Raw genomic sequence first — 16,658 nt, 5'->3', positions numbered from 1 at the left:
TCACACCTGTTCCCATACCGAACACAGAAGTTAAGCTCAATAGCGCCGAAAGTAGTTGGAGGATCTCTTCCTGCGAGGATAGGACGTCGCAATGCGTATTGGACGATTAGCTCAGCTGGGAGAGCACCTGCCTTACAAGCAGGGGGTCACAGGTTCGATCCCTGTATCGTCCATTATATATTGCCGACTTAGCTCAGTTGGTAGAGCATCGCTCTTGTAAAGCGAGGGTCGAAGGTTCGAGTCCTTTAGTCGGCATATATCATGCGAACTTAGTTCAGTGGTAGAACATCACCTTGCCATGGTGGGGGTCGCGGGTTCGAATCCCGTAGTTCGCTTCATATAAAAGTAAACGTTTCTCAACGGTTTGTTGAGAAGCGTTTTTTATTTGCTATAAAATTGATACAATGGATATTAAAGAAAGAATTGGAGCTTAATATGATGCAAGCCTTTATATTTGACGTTGATGGGACAATCTTAGATACAGAAAAAATGTACATGTTGTCGTTATTACATACCTTGAAGCAGCGTGGTTATGATTTTACGTATGATGATGTCTATAAAACGTTTGGACTTCCTTCATATGAGGCACTAGAGTTTTTGAACATACCAAATCCAGGCGAAGTACAGCGCGATTGGCAATCTCACTATCATGATTTTTGGGATGAAGTGAGTGTTTTTGATGGCCTAAAGTCAACATTAAGTCAGTTAAAACAGCAGCATACTATGGGCCTAGTAACCTCGAATACGGCTGAAGAATACGCAAATCATTCTAACGCTTTTAATATTGATCAATACTTTGATACCTTTGTTTTCGCTGGGGATACAGAACGGATGAAGCCCTATCCGGATCCTATTGAAAAAGCGATGCATAAGCTAGAGGTGACACCTGAAGAAAGTATTTACATTGGGGACTCGGTCCACGATATGCAAGCTGCCCATAGGGCAAAAGCTAAATTTGGCTTAGCCCATTGGGGCGTTAAAGATACTTCGCTATTTGGAGAAGCTGATTATATTTTTGATCAGCCACAAGATATTTTAGAGTTAAGTTAAGAGGAAATGAATATGAGTCATGTTAGACCAGAACACCCACTCTGGGTATCGGTGGTGTTAGTCGTATCTTTTGCAATTGTTGCCATTGCTTTAATTGCATTTGCGTCCTCACGCTATAAACGTAATCGTCGTTTTAGTAGCGTGTTCTATGCTGCCATTGGAATTGCATTTGCTTTACTGAGTCTTGGGAATTTAATTGATGTGTTTTTAAAGTTATAGGAGTGGTGTAAATGGATAATCGTGCTATTGGTTATATGGATTCAGGAGTTGGTGGTTTAACTGCAGTTAAGCAAGCCTTATATCAATTACCGAATGAACAAGTTAAATACGTGGGTGACACTTTACGAATGCCATATGGGCCGCGCCGGACTGAAGAAGTTGCAAAATTTTCATTACAAATTGGCCATTATTTAAATGAAACGGCTGATGGAATTAAACTGTTGGTCATAGCTTGTAATACGGCTACAGCTGCTGCATTACCTTTATTGCAAGAACACTTACCAATTCCTGTTGTGGGTGTGATTCAACCTGGTGTTGAAGCAGCATTAAACGCAACAGACAATAATGTTGTTGGTGTCATTGCAACGCAAGGGACTGTTGATTCGAACGCCTATTATAATGGTTTAATGGCTGGTAATCCCGGTATCGACGTTCATCAACTTGCCACGCCAGATTTAGTGACCCTAGTAGAGTCGAATGAACAAGATCATGATAAAAAACTTGCCATCGTGCGAGAGCAACTTGCTGGATTAGCTGGGTCAGGAATCGACACGTTAATTCTTGGATGCACCCATTTTCCATTGTTGATGGATGAAATCCAAGAAGTAGTTGGTGATGAAGTGACACTGGTAAATGCGGGGGCAGAAGCTATCAATTTGGTTGAGCAAATCTTAGATGATAGTGATGCTCGTCATGGTATTTATCCAATGTCTAATCATGAAGTTGATCAATATTATACGACTGGATCAGTCGATACTTTTGGAGAAATTGCGACCCGCTGGTTGGATATTCCAGTATCAGTTAAACATTTGAAGACTGATGCAAACGATTTAACATTAATCGAAGGAGAGTAAGGTATGCCAAAATTAATTTTTGCTTCTAAAAATTCAGGTAAAGTTAAAGAGTTTCGTGCATTTTTAGCACCTAAGGGTGTGGAGGTCTTGTCACTATTGGACTTCAAGGATGTTCCTGAAATCAATGAAAATGGTACAACATTTGAAGAAAATAGCACGATTAAGGCTAAAACGATCATGGACGCTTATGATTTGCCAGTGGTAGCTGAAGATGCTGGTTTAGTTGTCGATGCGCTTAATGGTGAACCTGGTATTTACTCGGCTCGTTATGCTGGTGATCATAATGATGCCGCAAATAATGAAAAGCTATTGAACAATTTAAAAGACGTACCAGCAGAGCAACGGCAAGCCCACTTTGTGGCTGTTATTGTGGCATTAAAGCCTGATGGGGAAAAATTGGTTACGCAAGGTAGTGTTGAAGGTCGAATCTTAGATGCGCCGCGAGGTAAAGATGGGTTTGGTTATGATCCATTATTCTACTATGAGCCAATGCAAAAGACATTGGCGGAAATGACCGTTGATGAAAAGAATGCAATTTCACATCGAGGTAAGGCCCTTGATAAGTTTGCGGAACAATTTAATACATGGTGGGAGGCGTAAATATGGATTATTTGATTGCATCAGATGCACATGGTGACCAAAAGATTTTAGCGCAATTAGCCAATGATTATCGTGATCGCGTAAAAGCCATGTTTTATGTTGGCGATTCAGAATTACGGCATGATGATGATGTTTTTAATGATTTTCTACCCGTTATTGGGAATATGGACATGGATTCGCTCTTCCCAGATGATCGTGAATATCAAGATGTTGATGTCAAAATTTATATCGCCCATGGACATCTTTATCATACAGAGATGGATTTATCACGATTAATTGAAGCAGCAGCACATAAAGATGTAGATGTCGTTTTGACTGGTCACACACATCAACTTGGGGCTGAAATGATTGATGGCATTTTATACCTTAATCCTGGTTCGATTTCAGTACCCCGTGGGCAATTTGCTTATTTAAAGGGTACATATGCAATTTTGTCGGTTGAGCCTGATAAATTTGAGGTTCAATTTTATACGCGAGATGAGCAGCCAGTATCAGGTTTGCAGTTCGAATTTAAACGTCCACAATAAAAAAAGAAAACGCCGATAAAAGAGAATCGACTCTTTATCGGCGTTATTTGTTTAAAAATCTTCTATATCAGGCCTTCGTACATCAGGATAAAGTATATGGTTAAGCAGGCAAATGTGACTAATAGTAAAGTATAAAGCCATTTGAAATTGGAATTATGCCGCCAACCAATAATGGTGTAGGGTAGACAAATTACGATGCTAATGATGAAATTGACAATGACTAATATTTCAATAGGGGTGTCCGGACTATTAAAAAATAACATAGGTGGCCAACCTCCGTGGGGTCGTGCTGGATAAGTGCATTTAATATTTTTATTATTATGACATAATTTGCTCACAAGGCATATACCAATTACCATATTTCGAATGATGACCGGCTAGAATATTTGAGACGCTTGTTTTGCACCAGGTATCGGTTGATTAAGTGAGAAAAAATAAGTCTGTTATCCAAATTTGTGATACTAAGGTGTATTGATTTTGGTACAATGGTAGGAGTGAATTAAGATTTTGGGAGAAACTGATTATGGATGACAAGGATTGGGAAGTACGGTTACAACCATACCAACAAACTGTAGATGAATTAAAAGTGAAATTACGTGGTATGCGGCCAGAATTTAATCTAGCGGGCGTCCAAACACCAGTTGAATTTGTTACTGGACGAGTGAAGACGGTCAGTGCCATTAAAGAAAAGATGGTGCGTCGGCATATCGAATTGGACCGACTCGAACAGGACATGGAAGATTTAGCTGGAGTCAGAATTATGACTCAGTTTACAGATGATATTTATAAGGTGGTTGACTTATTACGTCAACGTAAGGATATGACGATTTTGGAAGAACGTGATTATGTCACAAATGCGAAGCCGTCAGGTTATCGATCATATCATATTGTCATCGAATATCCATTGCAAGCGATTACCGGTGAGAAGAAGTTATTGGCTGAAATCCAAATTCGAACGATGCAAATGAATGTTTGGGCAACGATTGAGCATGCCATTAATTATAAATACAATGGTGAATATACAGAGGAAATGACTGAAAAGTTTAAGCGTGCGGCTGATTTATCAGATGAAATTGATCAGATATTTGAGGAGTTACACCACGAAAATGATTCAGAATAAGTTGAAGTGAGGACGAGCATGAAAATTGCAATTTATCGGAATGATGTTGAACATTCCATTGCAACGGCAGATGAATTAGAAGAAAAATTAGCCGATAAGCAATCTGAAGGAATTGAATTTGACCAAAAGAAACCTGACATCGTGATTTCGGTTGGTGGCGATGGCACGTTACTATCAGCTTTCCATGAGTATGTTGATCAGTTGGATACGGTACGCTTCATTGGTGTACATACGGGTCATTTAGGTTTTTATGCTGACTGGCAAGATTTTGAATTAGATGATTTAGTTGATAGTCTGGTGCATGATTCTGGGGAATCAGTAGATTATCCGCTTTTACAAGTTGATTTAACTTTTTCAGGAGATGTCCAACAACGCATTTTGGCCCTCAATGAATTAGTCATGAAGCGTTCATTCGGTACGCTGGCAACTGAAGTTCTAATTAACGGCGAGTTATTTGAACGTTTTCGTGGTGACGGTTTGTCTGTGGCTACCCCAACTGGCTCAACCGCTTATAATAAGGCCATTGGTGGTGCGGTCGTGACGCCTAGCTTAGATGCTATGCAGCTAACTGAAATTGGTTCAATCAATAATCGGGTTTTCCGTACGCTAGGTTCACCGGTTATTTTAGGTGATTCGGATGTTGTAACGCTCAAGACTGTTGATAATACTGAGCCAGTGCAAATTGCCTTTGATAGCTTTCACTTTGTCTCAAAGAATCTTGAAAAAATTGATTTTCGGATTGCTCAGCAACGGATTAAGTTTGCTAAATACCGTCACATGGAATTTTATCGACGCATTAAGACAAGCTTTATCGGTCCGGAGGAAAAATAAGTGGCATCATTTAGTTGGGTTAATGATGGGGATGCTCCCCTTAAGATAAAAGCCTTTTTGGCACAAAAGGGTGTTTCGCACCGTATGTTTTCAATTATTAAACGCGGTGGCGGAGCTGTTGAATTAAATGGTCAACAAGTGCGCACAGTGGATGAAGTAAAACCAGGCGAACGGGTTGAAATTACGCTACCACCTGAGGAATCAAATGAGGTGGTTGCGATGTCTGATCTGCCTTTGGATGTCCTTTATGAAGATGAAAATTGGTTATTGGTGAATAAGCCAGCCGGCGTGACATCAGTGCCTGGTAAAGCAGATCGTGAAACGACGATGGTCAATCGCGTCAAAGGGTATCTAGCAGCTAACGGATCAACTGACTTAGTGCCACATGTTGTCACGCGTTTGGATCGATTTACTTCAGGCGTTGCTTTGTTAGCGAAACATCGGTTTGCGCACGGTTTGTTAGATAAACAATTACAAACACATGCTGTCGACAAACGTTACTATGCCGTAGTATCAGGCAATCTGCCAGATGATCATGGCATTATTGAGGGACCAATTGGCCGAGTAGATGGTGACTTTATTCGACGTGAGGTGCGTGAAGACGGACGACCTTCGACGACAGAATATTGGGTCGAACATCGTTTTGACAATATGACTTTAGTACGTGTACGTTTACATACGGGGCGTACGCACCAAATTCGGGTTCACTTTAGTCATATTGGACACCCACTGGTTGGTGACGAGATTTATGGGGGACCGATGGATCAAGGTATTTCACGACAGGCTTTGCACGCCTATGCCTTGACTTTTTACGATCCTTTTGCTCAACAAGATCGTAAAACAACGGCACCATTACCTGAGGATATGGTTAAATTACTGGATGGATATCAAATTAAAGTTTAAATAAGTAAAGGAGGCAGCCATGGCGAATGATTCAAATACACCTGATGAAATCACGGAGGATATGCGTGATGAAATTAGTGAACACGCAAAAAAGCTTGTTGATAATTTGGAGCATGGTGATGAACAAGCCTTCTTAGAAGGATTTGATGAATTACATGGTTACGACCAGGGGCAATTTTATTTAAATCTACCACCTCAGCTACGTCAACAAGTGATTGATTGGTTATCACCTAAACAATTAGCGGATGTATTTGATGACATTCCACTGGATGACGATGATGTCGACCCTGATGAATTGTTAAAGGAAATGTCGCCACAATATGCTTCTGAGATGTTAGATCAGATGTATTCTGATAACTCAGTTGATTTGTTAGAGCAGCTCAACGCACATGATTTGCGAATGTATTTGTCATTGATGCCCGTCGATGATGCCAAGGCCATTCGTGAGCTGTTGAATTATGATGAAGACACTGCTGGTTCGCTGATGAGCCACGATTACATCGGGATTAATCAGCAACTAACGATTCCTGAAGCAATGCACGCGGTGAAGCAAGCGGCTAAAGATGCGGAACAAATTACCTACATTTATGTGATGGATGATGAAGATAATTTAGTTGGTGTGGTTTCCTTGCGTTCATTGATGTTGGCTGATGATAACTTGATGCTCCAAGATATCATGGATACGAATATCATCGCCGTAACACCTGATGAAGATCAGGAGCAAGTTGCGCACTTGATGGCTGACTATAATTTGACATCTTTGCCAGTTGTCGAAAATGATAAGTTACTTGGAATTATCATGGTCGATGACATTGTTGATGTTATTGATGAAGAGGCCACAGAAGACTATTCACGTTTGGCGGGGGTTAACGTTGATAACAACGATGAAAACCCACTTAAGTCGGCATTAACTCGACTACCATGGTTGATTGGTTTAATCTTTCTCGGAATGGGAACAGCAAGCGTGATTGATAGTTATGACACTGTGGTTGCTGCAGCACCTGTGTTAGCGGTGTTTATTTCCTTGATTACAGGAACCGCTGGAAATGCTGGAACTCAGTCATTAGCGGTGGCCGTCCGACGCTTAGCATTTAAAGAATCGGCTAGTTTGTGGAAAATGCTAGTCCAAGAAATTTTGATTGGCTTCACGATTGGGGTTGCAGCTGGCATCACCATCTTTGCTGTTGTTGCGGTTTGGAAGCATAATTTATTACTTGGTTTGGCCGTTGGGTTGGCCATGGGGATTGCGATTCTTGTTGCGAATGTCGCCGGGGCCTTTATTCCAATTATTATGGATGCGATTGGGGTTGACCCGGCGGTTGCATCAGGTCCCTTTATTTCAACATTGTCGGACTTAACTTCGGTTCTGATTTATTTTAATATTGCCGAATTATTCATCAAAGTATTCGGTGGCATTAGTTAAACTTATAAAGGCTTTATAAAGCCTTTTTTATTTGGAGAATTTAAATGGCAAAAGAACAAAAAATGACAGGTTTTCAAATCTTTGTCTTGGGTGTGCTGAGTGCCTTTGGCCCCTTAGCTTTAGATTTGTATCTACCAGGATTACCAATGATGCAAAAAGAATTGCATACAACGGCATCAATGGCTCAATTATCAATTACTGCGGCAATGATTGGTTTGGCTGTTGGGCAAGTTTTAATTGGCCCTTTATCAGATCAAATTGGACGCAAGAAACCACTAATGATCGGTATTTTAATTTTTACACTTGCTTCAGGTGGTATCGCTGTTAGCCAACAAATTGGTGTGTTAATTGTATTGCGGCTGATTCAAGGTTTAAGCGGGGCAGCTGGAATCGTCTTATCACTAGCGATGATCACAGATGCTTTTGAAGGTGTGCGTTTGACACGGAACGTGGCCATTAACCAAGCAATTAATGGTATGTTTCCGGTGTTGGCGCCGGTGTTAGGTGGGGTATTAATTGGTTGGTTAGATTGGCGAAGCGCTTTTTGGTTCTTAACGATTTTAGGCGCTTTGTTGGTAATTGTGATTGCTTTTAAATTACCAGAGACTAATCACCAGCGCGTAAAAACGTCATTTCGAGAAGTACTACGCAGTTTTAAACAAGTATTGATGAAACGACCTTTTGTAGTGATGATGCTCATCCAAGCCTTTATGATGAGTGGTTTATTTGCTTATATTGCCGGATCATCATTTGTTTTACAAGATATGTACGGCTTATCGGTTCCTGAATTCTCAGGAGTGTATGCCCTGAATGGGTTAGGCTTATTACTTGGGGCTGCCATTTCAGGTAAACTAGCTGATCATTATGCACCACAAACGATTTTGAAAGGGTTCATGGCTGTTTCAGTCTTTGGTGGCATATTACTTGCGATTAGCTTAGTGCTACCGCAACCACTTTGGTTAATTTTGTTAGCCTTTTTCCTCATTGTTGCACCAATTGGTGGAATTAATAGTATGACCACAGCAATTGCCATGCAACAGATTAGTCAAGATGCCGGAACAGCATCAGGGCTATTGGGGTTGATGCGCTTTTTGATGGGGGGATTGATGACCCCATTGGTTGGCCTTGGTGGCACCTCGACGATGGTACCGTTGGTAATTACAATTATTGTGGTACAAAGTTTAGGCGTATGTTTCTTTATCTATGCACAACGCCATGTGCTAAACTAGCAGTGCTCTTGCAAGAAAGCGGAATAAATGCTATGATAATGGTGTTGATTAAATAGACTCTTAGTTGAGTGGCCAGGTTATTTGCCTGGCCGCTCATTTTTTTGGAATCTGTTTTAAATTTGTGAAGTTAAACTGAAGGGAGGTTTTAAAAATGCCAGAAGTTGTCGAAAAGGTCCATGAAGTCTTAGATTCAGCACTTGCCGAAAAAGGATTTGATTTGTGGGATGTGCGTTATGAGCGGCAAGATTCAGACATGGTCTTGCGGGTGCTTGTGGATCGCTTAGATGGTGAAATTAACATGGATGATTTAGTCATGTTAACCGAGCTGATTAGTGATGCCATTGACGCTATCACACCTGATCCATTCCCAGAAGCATATTTGCTGGACGTTTCATCACCTGGCGCCGAACGTGAATTAAAGCGGCCTCAGGATTTCAAGTGGGCCCTTGGAAAAACGATTACGGTAACCTTAACTACCCCGGTAAATGATGCCACAACCTTAACAGGGACACTACAAAGTGCTGATACAGATGAACTCGTCTTAGAAGTTGTGGGCAAGAAGGGTAAGCGACAAGCAGTGTCGCTACCTGGTACAACGATTAAAAATGCGCATCTAGCTTTAGATCAAGCTCGTGTTTTGCGGGATGATGCTGATTTTGAATGGGCACTCGATAAATTTGTCGAGCTATCAACGTATCGCAAGATTGACGGTGTTAAAGAATTTTCAGGTCAATTAGTGGGTTATGATGCTGATGAATTAGTCTTACTTGATGAAGCTGATAATGAACGTCATGTCCCACGTGAGGTCATTGCAAAAGCGCGTCAAACAAATACTTTTTAATGTAATGGAGAAGAAAAATGAGTAAGGAATTGGTGACAGCACTTAATGCTCTTGAAGAAGAAAAAAACATTAAGGCTGAAGTATTAGTCGAAGCCATTGAAGATGCACTCAAGAAGGCTTACGAGAAAGACTACAATGAAGCAGACAACGTTGAAGTTAACTTTGATCCTAAGAAGGGAAATATTAAAGTTTATTCAGTTAAGACAGTTGTTGATACAGTTGAAGATGAAAACAAAGAAGTGAGTCTAAAGGATGCGCTTGCAAAGAACAAAGCCTACGAGTTAGGGGATGAAATCAAGTTTGAAGTCACACCTTCTGACTTTGGTCGTCTTGCGGCACAAACGGCTAAGCAAATCATTATGCAAAAGGTTCGTGAAGCTGAACGTGATAATGTCTACGATAACTTCATTACTTATCAAGATGAAATTATTACTGGTGAAGTTGAGCGCCAAGATTCACGTTATCTATATGTTATCTTGCCTGGTGGTCAAGAGGCTGCGATGAAGCCAGAAGACCAAATGCCAAATGAGCATTATCAAATGGGTGATAAGATTAAGGTTTTGGTCTCAGTTGTGCAAAATGAGTCAAAGGGTCCACAAGTTTTTGTTTCACGTACGCATCCTGATTTAGTAAAGCGTCTCTTTGAAGCTGAAGTGCCAGAAGTATATGATGGAACGGTTGAAATTAAGGCAATCGCGCGTGAAGCTGGTGACCGGTCAAAGATTGCGGTTTATTCACATAATGAAAATCTTGATGCCGTTGGTACAATGGTTGGTCAAGGTGGTGCACGGGTTCAAGCTGTTGTTAACGAATTATCAGGTGAGAACATGGACATTGTTGAATGGACTGAAGACCCAGTTGAATTTGTTAAGAATGCGCTTAACCCAGCTGAAGTTGTTGAAGTATTGTTTGACCCGGCCAATGAGCGTGGGATTACCGTACTTGTACCAGATTATCAATTGTCATTGGCAATTGGTAAGCGTGGTCAAAATGCACGTTTGGCTGCCCGCTTAACCAATTACAAGATTGATATTAAGCCTGAAAGTGAACGAGATGCCGTGATTGCTGAACTAGAAGATCCAGAACGTATTGCTGCTGAACAAGCACAACAAGCACAACGCGCGGATGCAATGAAATCAGCAGACTAAACAGTGTAACTGCATAAGGAGGGACGTGCCATGAAGCAACGTAAAATTCCAATGCGAAAAGATATCGTGAGTGGTGAAATGGTTGCCAAGCAAGAATTAGTACGGGTGGTTAAAACCCCAGAAGGCGATGTGCAACTTGATCCATCAGGTCGAGCAAACGGTCGTGGTGCGTATATTAAGTTGGATGTACCAACTGCAGAGCAAGCCAAAGCCAAGCGGACTTTCGATCGCGCTTTTCAAACCAAGTTACCAGATGATTTCTATGATGATTTGATCGCTTATGTTGATCATCAAGCGGCACGACGGGAATTGTTTGAGAATGAATAATGAACAAAAAGTTTTAAATTTATTGGGTTTAGCACGTCGCGCCGGTAAGCTAGAAGCCGGAGAAGATATGGCTCTCAAAGCCATTCGAAATGGTAAAGCGTCCCTTGTCTTTTTTGCCAATGATGGCGGAGCAAGTAGTGCAAAGAAATTTACCGATAAAACAACAAGTTACGATGTGCCATTGTGTACAAAGTTTTCAAAAGCACAATTAGCTGATGCAACGGGGATGCCGCGCACAGTGATTGCGGTGGTGAATCGTGGCTTTGCAAAGAAAATGCAAGAATACTTAGAATAATAGGAGGATGGCACATGACCAAGCGAATTTATGAATTGGCAAAGGAATTAGATGTTTCATCAAAAGATTTAGTGTCAACGGCGACAGCAGCTGGGTATGATGTAAAAAACCACATGTCGACCATTGATGATAAACAAGAACAAGATTTAAAGAAGCGTGTGCAACAAGGTAGTGCCGGTAAAGCAAAGCCAGCCACTAAGTCAGCTGAGAAAAAGCCAGCTGATAAAGCATCTGCAAAAAAGGCTCCTAAGGCGGAAGCAAGCAAGGCGCCTGAGCACAAGTCTGAAGCAAAACCAAAGGCTAGTGCTAAGGCAACCACGCAAACTAAGTCAGCTGAGAAAAAGCCAGCGACACATGGATCAAATCAAGGTAATAACAACCAACACCAAGGTAACCAACACCAACAAAATGGTGGTCAACGCCAACAAGGTAATGCTAAAGGTAAGGGTGGCCAAAACAACGGTCCACAAAACCGTAATAACAACAATAATGGTCGTAACCAAAACCGTAATGGTAATTGGAACAACAACCATGGTAAAAAGGGACAACGGGGTCAAAACCGTAACAACCAACGCCATAATGAACCACGTCCTGCAGCGCCACAACGTAAGGAACAACCATTACCAGAAGTTTTGAACTATACAGTTGGTATGAATGTTCAAGATATCGCCAAGTTGATCCACCGGGATGCAACAGAAATCATCAAGAAGCTCTTCATGCTTGGCGTTATGGTTAACCAAAACCAAAGCTTGGATGCTGATACGATTGAACTTTTGGCGACTGACTATGGTATTGAAGCTAAAGAAAAGGTCGAAGTGGACCATTCAGATATCGATAAGATTTTTGAAGAAGAAGCTAATAATGACGAAAACCTTCAACCACGTGCACCAGTTGTTACAATCATGGGACACGTTGACCATGGTAAGACCACATTGTTGGATTACTTACGTCACAGTCACGTGACTGATGGTGAAGCTGGTGGAATCACGCAACATATTGGGGCCTACCAAGTGAAGGCTGATGGACGTGAAATCACTTTCTTGGACACCCCTGGACACGCGGCCTTTACCGAAATGCGTGCTCGTGGTGCTAATATTACGGACATCACAATCTTAGTTGTGGCTGCAGATGATGGTGTGATGCCACAAACTGTTGAGGCGATTCACCACGCCAAGGCTGCTGGAACACCGATTATTGTTGCAGTCAACAAGATTGATAAGCCTGGTGCTAATCCTGAAAATGTCATTAACCAATTGATGCAATACGAATTGATTCCTGAAGAGTACGGTGGAGATACAATCTTTGTTAATATTTCAGCTAAGTATGGTGAAAATATTGATGAATTGCTTGATATGGTTCTACTTACAGCTGATGTGATGGACTTGAAGGCTAACCCAGACCAACGTGCGGCTGGTTCAGTTGTTGAAGCTCGTTTGGATAAGGGGCGTGGTTCAGTTGCAACTGTTTTGGTTCAACAAGGTACGATGCATGTTGGTGATCCAATCGTGGTTGGTAACACTTATGGCCGTGTCCGGACGATGACGAATGATCGTGGACGCCGAATTAAGGAAGCCGTACCATCAACACCAGTTGAAATTACTGGATTGAATGATGTGCCATCAGCTGGGGATCGCTTTGTGGTCTTTGAAGATGAAAAGACTGCGCGTGCCGCAGGTGAAGAACGTCAAAAGCGTGCTTTGCTTGAAGACCGTAACCGTAATAATGTTGTTTCAGTTTCTGACTTGTTTAACAAGATGGCTGAAGAAAACATGAAGTCAGTGCCAGTCATCATTAAGGCCGATGTTCAAGGTTCAGTTGAAGCATTGACTGGTTCATTGCAAAAGATTGATGTCGATGGCGTTAAGGTTGATATTATTCACACCGCGGTTGGTGCGATTAATGAATCAGATGTTACATTGGCTGAAGCTTCTGGTGCGATTATCATTGGATTTAATGTGCGTCCTACGCCACAAGCAAAGGCGCAAGCTGAATCTGAAGATGTTGATATTCGTTTGCACAGTGTCATCTATAACGTTATTGACGAAATCGAAGCAGCGATGAAGGGACAACTTGATCCGGAATACAAGGAAGAAATCATTGGTACGGCCGATGTTCGTGAATTGTTCAAGGTATCTAAGGTTGGAACGATTGTTGGTGGAATGGTGACATCAGGTAAGATTACTAGTGATGCTTCAGTTCGCTTGATTCGCGATGGTATTGTTATCTTTGATGGTAAGTTGAATTCACTACGTCGTTACAAGGATGACGTTAAGGAAGTTAAGAACGGTTATGACTTCGGTTTGACGATTGAAAATTACAATGATGAAAAGATTGGCGATGTGATTGAAGCCTACGAAATGGTTGAAATCAAGCGTTAAGCTTGTCTGAATAATTAGGAGGTCGAAAATGGCACAACAAAATTTCCGAGTTGGTCGCTTAGAGCAAGAGATTCAACGTGAAGTGAATGATATTTTGTTAAAACGTGTGCGAGATCCTCGAGTACAGGGTGTAACCGTAACCGGTGTTGAAGTAACTGGTGACTTGCAACAAGCCACGGTTTACTATAGTCTATTATCTGATTTAGCATCAGATAATAAGAAGGCAGCGGAAGGTTTGGATGCAGCAACTGGGTTAATTCGTAAAGAATTAGGCAGTCGCTTGAGTATTTATAAGACGCCTGAGTTAACTTTTAAGAAGGATGATTCAATCCAATATGGAAATCATATTGATGATCTGATTCGCCAGTTAGAGCAATCTGACAAATAAATCAAAAAGGTTCGGTCGCGACCGGACCTTTTTTGTATGCGCTTATAAACTTTGATACAATGGGGATTAAACACAAACTGAAAAGGAAAATAACATGCAATTACGCCCACTTGAAAAAAGAGACTTACCTTATATTTATCGTCAAGAAAATGCCCGACGAGTAATGGCATTGTGGTTTGAAGAGCCTTATACATCATTTGATGAACTAGAAATTTTATATGATAAGCACGTTTTGGATCAATCAGAACGACGATTTGTGATTGATGTTGATGACGAATTCGCAGGAGTCGTTGAATTGATGTATATTGATTATTTGCATCGTAATACTGAGATTCAAATTATTGTTGAGGAAAAATTCCAAGGACAAGGACTAGCCCAAAAAGCGATGGCCGCTGGTTTAGAATATGCTTTTAATGTGATTAATATGCATAAAGTTTATTTGTACGTTGACGTGGACAATGAAGCAGCAGTGCATATTTACAAGAAGATTGGTTTTGAGATGGAAGGGCGATTACGTGAGCATTTTTATGCAAATGGTCGTTACCATGATAGCTATATGATGGGGATGGTTTGGTCTGATTTTAAAGAAATTGAAGCTGCTTTAAAGGCGGAACAATAATTAAGGAATGTGAAAATGGAAGGAATTTTACCAATTAATAAGCCAACGGGGATGACATCACATGATGTGGTCTATAAGTTGCGCAAAATATTGCATACAAAAAAAATTGGTCATGCCGGAACGCTTGACCCCAATGTCGATGGCGTATTGCCAATTGCCATTGGTAAGGCCACAAAATCAATTGAATTTTTACAAGAGGCCGGTAAAATTTATACGGGATTTGTAACACTTGGCTTTGCCACAGCAACTGAAGATTTAGATGGCGAAATTGTTGATGAAATCCCAATTTTGAAGCCGTTTACCACGGATGAAATCGATCAAGCCATGAAAACGTTAGTTGGAGATATTATCCAAATTCCACCCATGTATTCAGCTGTTAAGGTAAATGGACGTCGCTTGTATGATTATGCACGGGCTGGAGAAACAGTGGAGCGACCACACCGACAGGCGACAATCTATGAATTTAAACGGATGAGTAGGCCCGTCTATGATGCAGTCACGCAGACCCAGTCATTTGCATTTGAGGCAAAAGTATCCAAAGGAACCTATATTCGAACGTTGGCGGTTGATTTGGGAGCTAAATTAGGTGTGGCTTCGGTGATGAGCCAATTGACACGCCAAGCATCAGGCGGGTTCAATTTGGCTGAAAGTCATACAATTGATGCAGTGGCACAGCAGATGCATGTGGAGGGGACCATTGATGAGTGGTTATTCCCAATTGATCGGGCAGTCGCACAGTATTCAGCTGTTGATGTACCAGATGCTGTTTGGGAACGGATTAAGCATGGGATTGGTTTGCCTGCTGATCAATATCCTCAGAAGGATGAGAAAATTGTCGTCAAACATGACGGAGAAGTGAAATCAGTATTTGCTTGGTCGTCTGAAAAGGAACAGTACCGACCATATCGGACTTTCAAGAACGAATAAAAATAGAGACGCAGGAATTATTATGGAAGTATATTATTTGCACCATCCATTTGATGCACAAAAAATTGATCCAAGCCCCAAAGTGTTGGCGATGGGCTTTTTTGATGGGTTGCATGTCGGGCATCGTGAGGTGATTGCGAAAGCTAAAGCGCTTGCTGAATCACGCGGTTTAAAATTGGCCGTTTTAACATATGATCATCATCCATCGATTGTTTTTGAACAACATACTGAGCGAATGAAATATCTCACAACCTTACCACGTAAGCTAGAATTGCTTAGTTCACTAGGGGTTGACCAAACATACGTTGTGAATTTTACGGCTCAATATGCTCAACAGACGCCACAAGAGTTTGTTGACAACTACATTGTTGGTCTACATAGTCAAGTCGCTGTAGCTGGTTTTGACCATACCTATGGGTCTAAGGATGCTAATGCGGATATGGCACATCTGAAGGATTATGCGCATGGTCGTTTTGAAATTGTGGAAATTCCAAAACAAGAAGTTTTAGGGCATGAGAGTGCTTCACGTTATAGCCGGGCGTTGCTGGATGCAGGCGATGTCGATGAATTAAGGGCTTTCTTAACCATTCCATATGAGACAACTGGAGTCGTTGTGCATGGTGAAGCACGTGGACGGCAAATGGGCTTTCCAACCGCTAATATTGAAACGCCTGCTGATGAGCGCTTACCTGGGGTTGGTGTTTATGCGGTTGAAATGAAAATCGGCGAAACTTGGTATCCAGGTATGGCTTCGATTGGCTATAATGTGACGTTTGGATCTGACCGGCCCAAAACAGTTGAAATCTATCTCTTTGATTTTGCTCACAATATCTATGGTGAACAAGTGAAGGTACGTTGGCATCATTATCTACGTGGTGAAGAAAAGTTCAATGGCATGGATGATTTGAAAAAACAACTACAACAAGATGAAGCTGATATTCGGGCTTATTTTTCAGAAGTTTTATAAAGAGAAAGGAGT

At 41.4% G+C, this 16,658-nt stretch carries 19 protein-coding genes, 3 tRNA genes and 1 rRNA gene; all 23 read left to right on the top strand.

Features of this window, described 5'->3' with window-relative positions:
* A 5S ribosomal RNA gene (rrf, locus tag JOC36_RS05620) occupies positions 1–95 on the top strand; the annotation flags it as partial.
* 5 nt (positions 96–100) lie between these two features.
* Positions 101–173: transfer RNA gene (locus JOC36_RS05615), tRNA-Val, on the top strand.
* Between the two features lie 9 nt (positions 174–182).
* Positions 183–255, top strand: a tRNA-Thr gene (locus JOC36_RS05610).
* A gap of 8 nt (positions 256–263) precedes the next feature.
* Positions 264–335: transfer RNA gene (locus JOC36_RS05605), tRNA-Gly, on the top strand.
* A 103-nt stretch (positions 336–438) separates the two neighbouring features.
* Positions 439–1,050 carry an HAD family hydrolase gene (locus JOC36_RS05600; RefSeq protein WP_205145529.1) on the top strand — a complete coding sequence of 204 codons (612 nt, stop codon included), beginning with the start codon at positions 439–441 and terminating at the stop codon, positions 1,048–1,050.
* A gap of 12 nt (positions 1,051–1,062) precedes the next feature.
* A complete protein-coding gene (locus JOC36_RS05595; protein WP_205145528.1) occupies positions 1,063–1,269 on the top strand; it encodes a hypothetical protein in 207 nt (68 codons plus the stop codon).
* A gap of 11 nt (positions 1,270–1,280) precedes the next feature.
* Positions 1,281–2,123, top strand: coding sequence for a glutamate racemase (gene murI / locus JOC36_RS05590; RefSeq protein WP_205145527.1), 843 nt, complete (start codon positions 1,281–1,283; stop codon positions 2,121–2,123).
* 3 nt (positions 2,124–2,126) lie between these two features.
* Complete coding sequence (locus JOC36_RS05585; RefSeq protein WP_205145526.1) at positions 2,127–2,723, top strand: XTP/dITP diphosphatase; 597 nt, start codon at positions 2,127–2,129, stop codon at positions 2,721–2,723.
* Positions 2,724–2,725: 2 nt separating this feature from the next.
* On the top strand, positions 2,726–3,250 hold the full coding sequence (locus JOC36_RS05580) for a YfcE family phosphodiesterase (protein WP_205145525.1): 525 nt from the start codon (positions 2,726–2,728) through the stop codon (positions 3,248–3,250).
* Between the two features lie 523 nt (positions 3,251–3,773).
* On the top strand, positions 3,774–4,370 hold the full coding sequence (locus JOC36_RS05575) for a GTP pyrophosphokinase (RefSeq protein WP_205145524.1): 597 nt from the start codon (positions 3,774–3,776) through the stop codon (positions 4,368–4,370).
* Between the two features lie 18 nt (positions 4,371–4,388).
* Positions 4,389–5,201, top strand: coding sequence for an NAD kinase (locus JOC36_RS05570; protein WP_205145523.1), 813 nt, complete (start codon positions 4,389–4,391; stop codon positions 5,199–5,201).
* Positions 5,202–6,104 carry an RluA family pseudouridine synthase gene (locus JOC36_RS05565; protein WP_205145522.1) on the top strand — a complete coding sequence of 301 codons (903 nt, stop codon included), beginning with the start codon at positions 5,202–5,204 and terminating at the stop codon, positions 6,102–6,104.
* 19 nt (positions 6,105–6,123) lie between these two features.
* Positions 6,124–7,527, top strand: a complete 1,404-nt coding sequence (gene mgtE, locus JOC36_RS05560) for a magnesium transporter (RefSeq protein ID WP_205145521.1) — start codon at positions 6,124–6,126, stop codon at positions 7,525–7,527.
* 44 nt (positions 7,528–7,571) lie between these two features.
* Positions 7,572–8,756 (top strand): multidrug effflux MFS transporter, encoded by a 1,185-nt coding sequence (locus tag JOC36_RS05555; RefSeq protein ID WP_205145520.1) that lies wholly within the window; start codon positions 7,572–7,574, stop codon positions 8,754–8,756.
* Positions 8,757–8,907: 151 nt separating this feature from the next.
* Positions 8,908–9,597, top strand: a complete 690-nt coding sequence (locus JOC36_RS05550; protein WP_205145519.1) for a ribosome maturation factor — start codon at positions 8,908–8,910, stop codon at positions 9,595–9,597.
* Positions 9,598–9,614: 17 nt separating this feature from the next.
* Positions 9,615–10,745: a transcription termination factor NusA gene (nusA, locus tag JOC36_RS05545; protein ID WP_205145518.1), complete on the top strand. Its 1,131-nt coding sequence runs from the start codon at positions 9,615–9,617 to the stop codon at positions 10,743–10,745.
* Between the two features lie 30 nt (positions 10,746–10,775).
* The gene (gene rnpM / locus JOC36_RS05540; protein ID WP_205145517.1) at positions 10,776–11,072 is read left to right on the top strand and encodes an RNase P modulator RnpM; all 297 of its coding nucleotides are present in this window, start codon (positions 10,776–10,778) and stop codon (positions 11,070–11,072) included.
* Complete coding sequence (locus JOC36_RS05535) at positions 11,065–11,367, top strand: YlxQ-related RNA-binding protein (RefSeq protein ID WP_205145516.1); 303 nt, start codon at positions 11,065–11,067, stop codon at positions 11,365–11,367. The genes rnpM and JOC36_RS05535 overlap by 8 nt, the downstream gene beginning before the upstream one ends.
* 14 nt (positions 11,368–11,381) lie before the next feature.
* Positions 11,382–13,745: a translation initiation factor IF-2 gene (gene infB, locus JOC36_RS05530; protein WP_205145515.1), complete on the top strand. Its 2,364-nt coding sequence runs from the start codon at positions 11,382–11,384 to the stop codon at positions 13,743–13,745.
* Between the two features lie 28 nt (positions 13,746–13,773).
* Positions 13,774–14,133, top strand: a complete 360-nt coding sequence (rbfA, locus tag JOC36_RS05525) for a 30S ribosome-binding factor RbfA (RefSeq protein ID WP_205145514.1) — start codon at positions 13,774–13,776, stop codon at positions 14,131–14,133.
* Between the two features lie 94 nt (positions 14,134–14,227).
* Positions 14,228–14,752, top strand: coding sequence for a GNAT family N-acetyltransferase (locus JOC36_RS05520; RefSeq protein ID WP_205145513.1), 525 nt, complete (start codon positions 14,228–14,230; stop codon positions 14,750–14,752).
* Positions 14,753–14,767: 15 nt separating this feature from the next.
* Positions 14,768–15,679, top strand: a complete 912-nt coding sequence (gene truB / locus JOC36_RS05515; RefSeq protein ID WP_205145512.1) for a tRNA pseudouridine(55) synthase TruB — start codon at positions 14,768–14,770, stop codon at positions 15,677–15,679.
* Between the two features lie 22 nt (positions 15,680–15,701).
* Complete coding sequence (gene ribF, locus JOC36_RS05510) at positions 15,702–16,646, top strand: riboflavin biosynthesis protein RibF (RefSeq protein ID WP_205145511.1); 945 nt, start codon at positions 15,702–15,704, stop codon at positions 16,644–16,646.
* The last annotated feature ends 12 nt before the right edge of the window (positions 16,647–16,658 follow it).

This window comes from Weissella uvarum (genome assembly GCF_016908785.1).
Lineage (GTDB): Bacteria > Bacillota > Bacilli > Lactobacillales > Lactobacillaceae > Weissella > Weissella uvarum.
The sequence above is the reverse complement of the archived record's forward strand: the minus strand, read 5'-3'. Positions and strand labels throughout refer to the sequence as shown.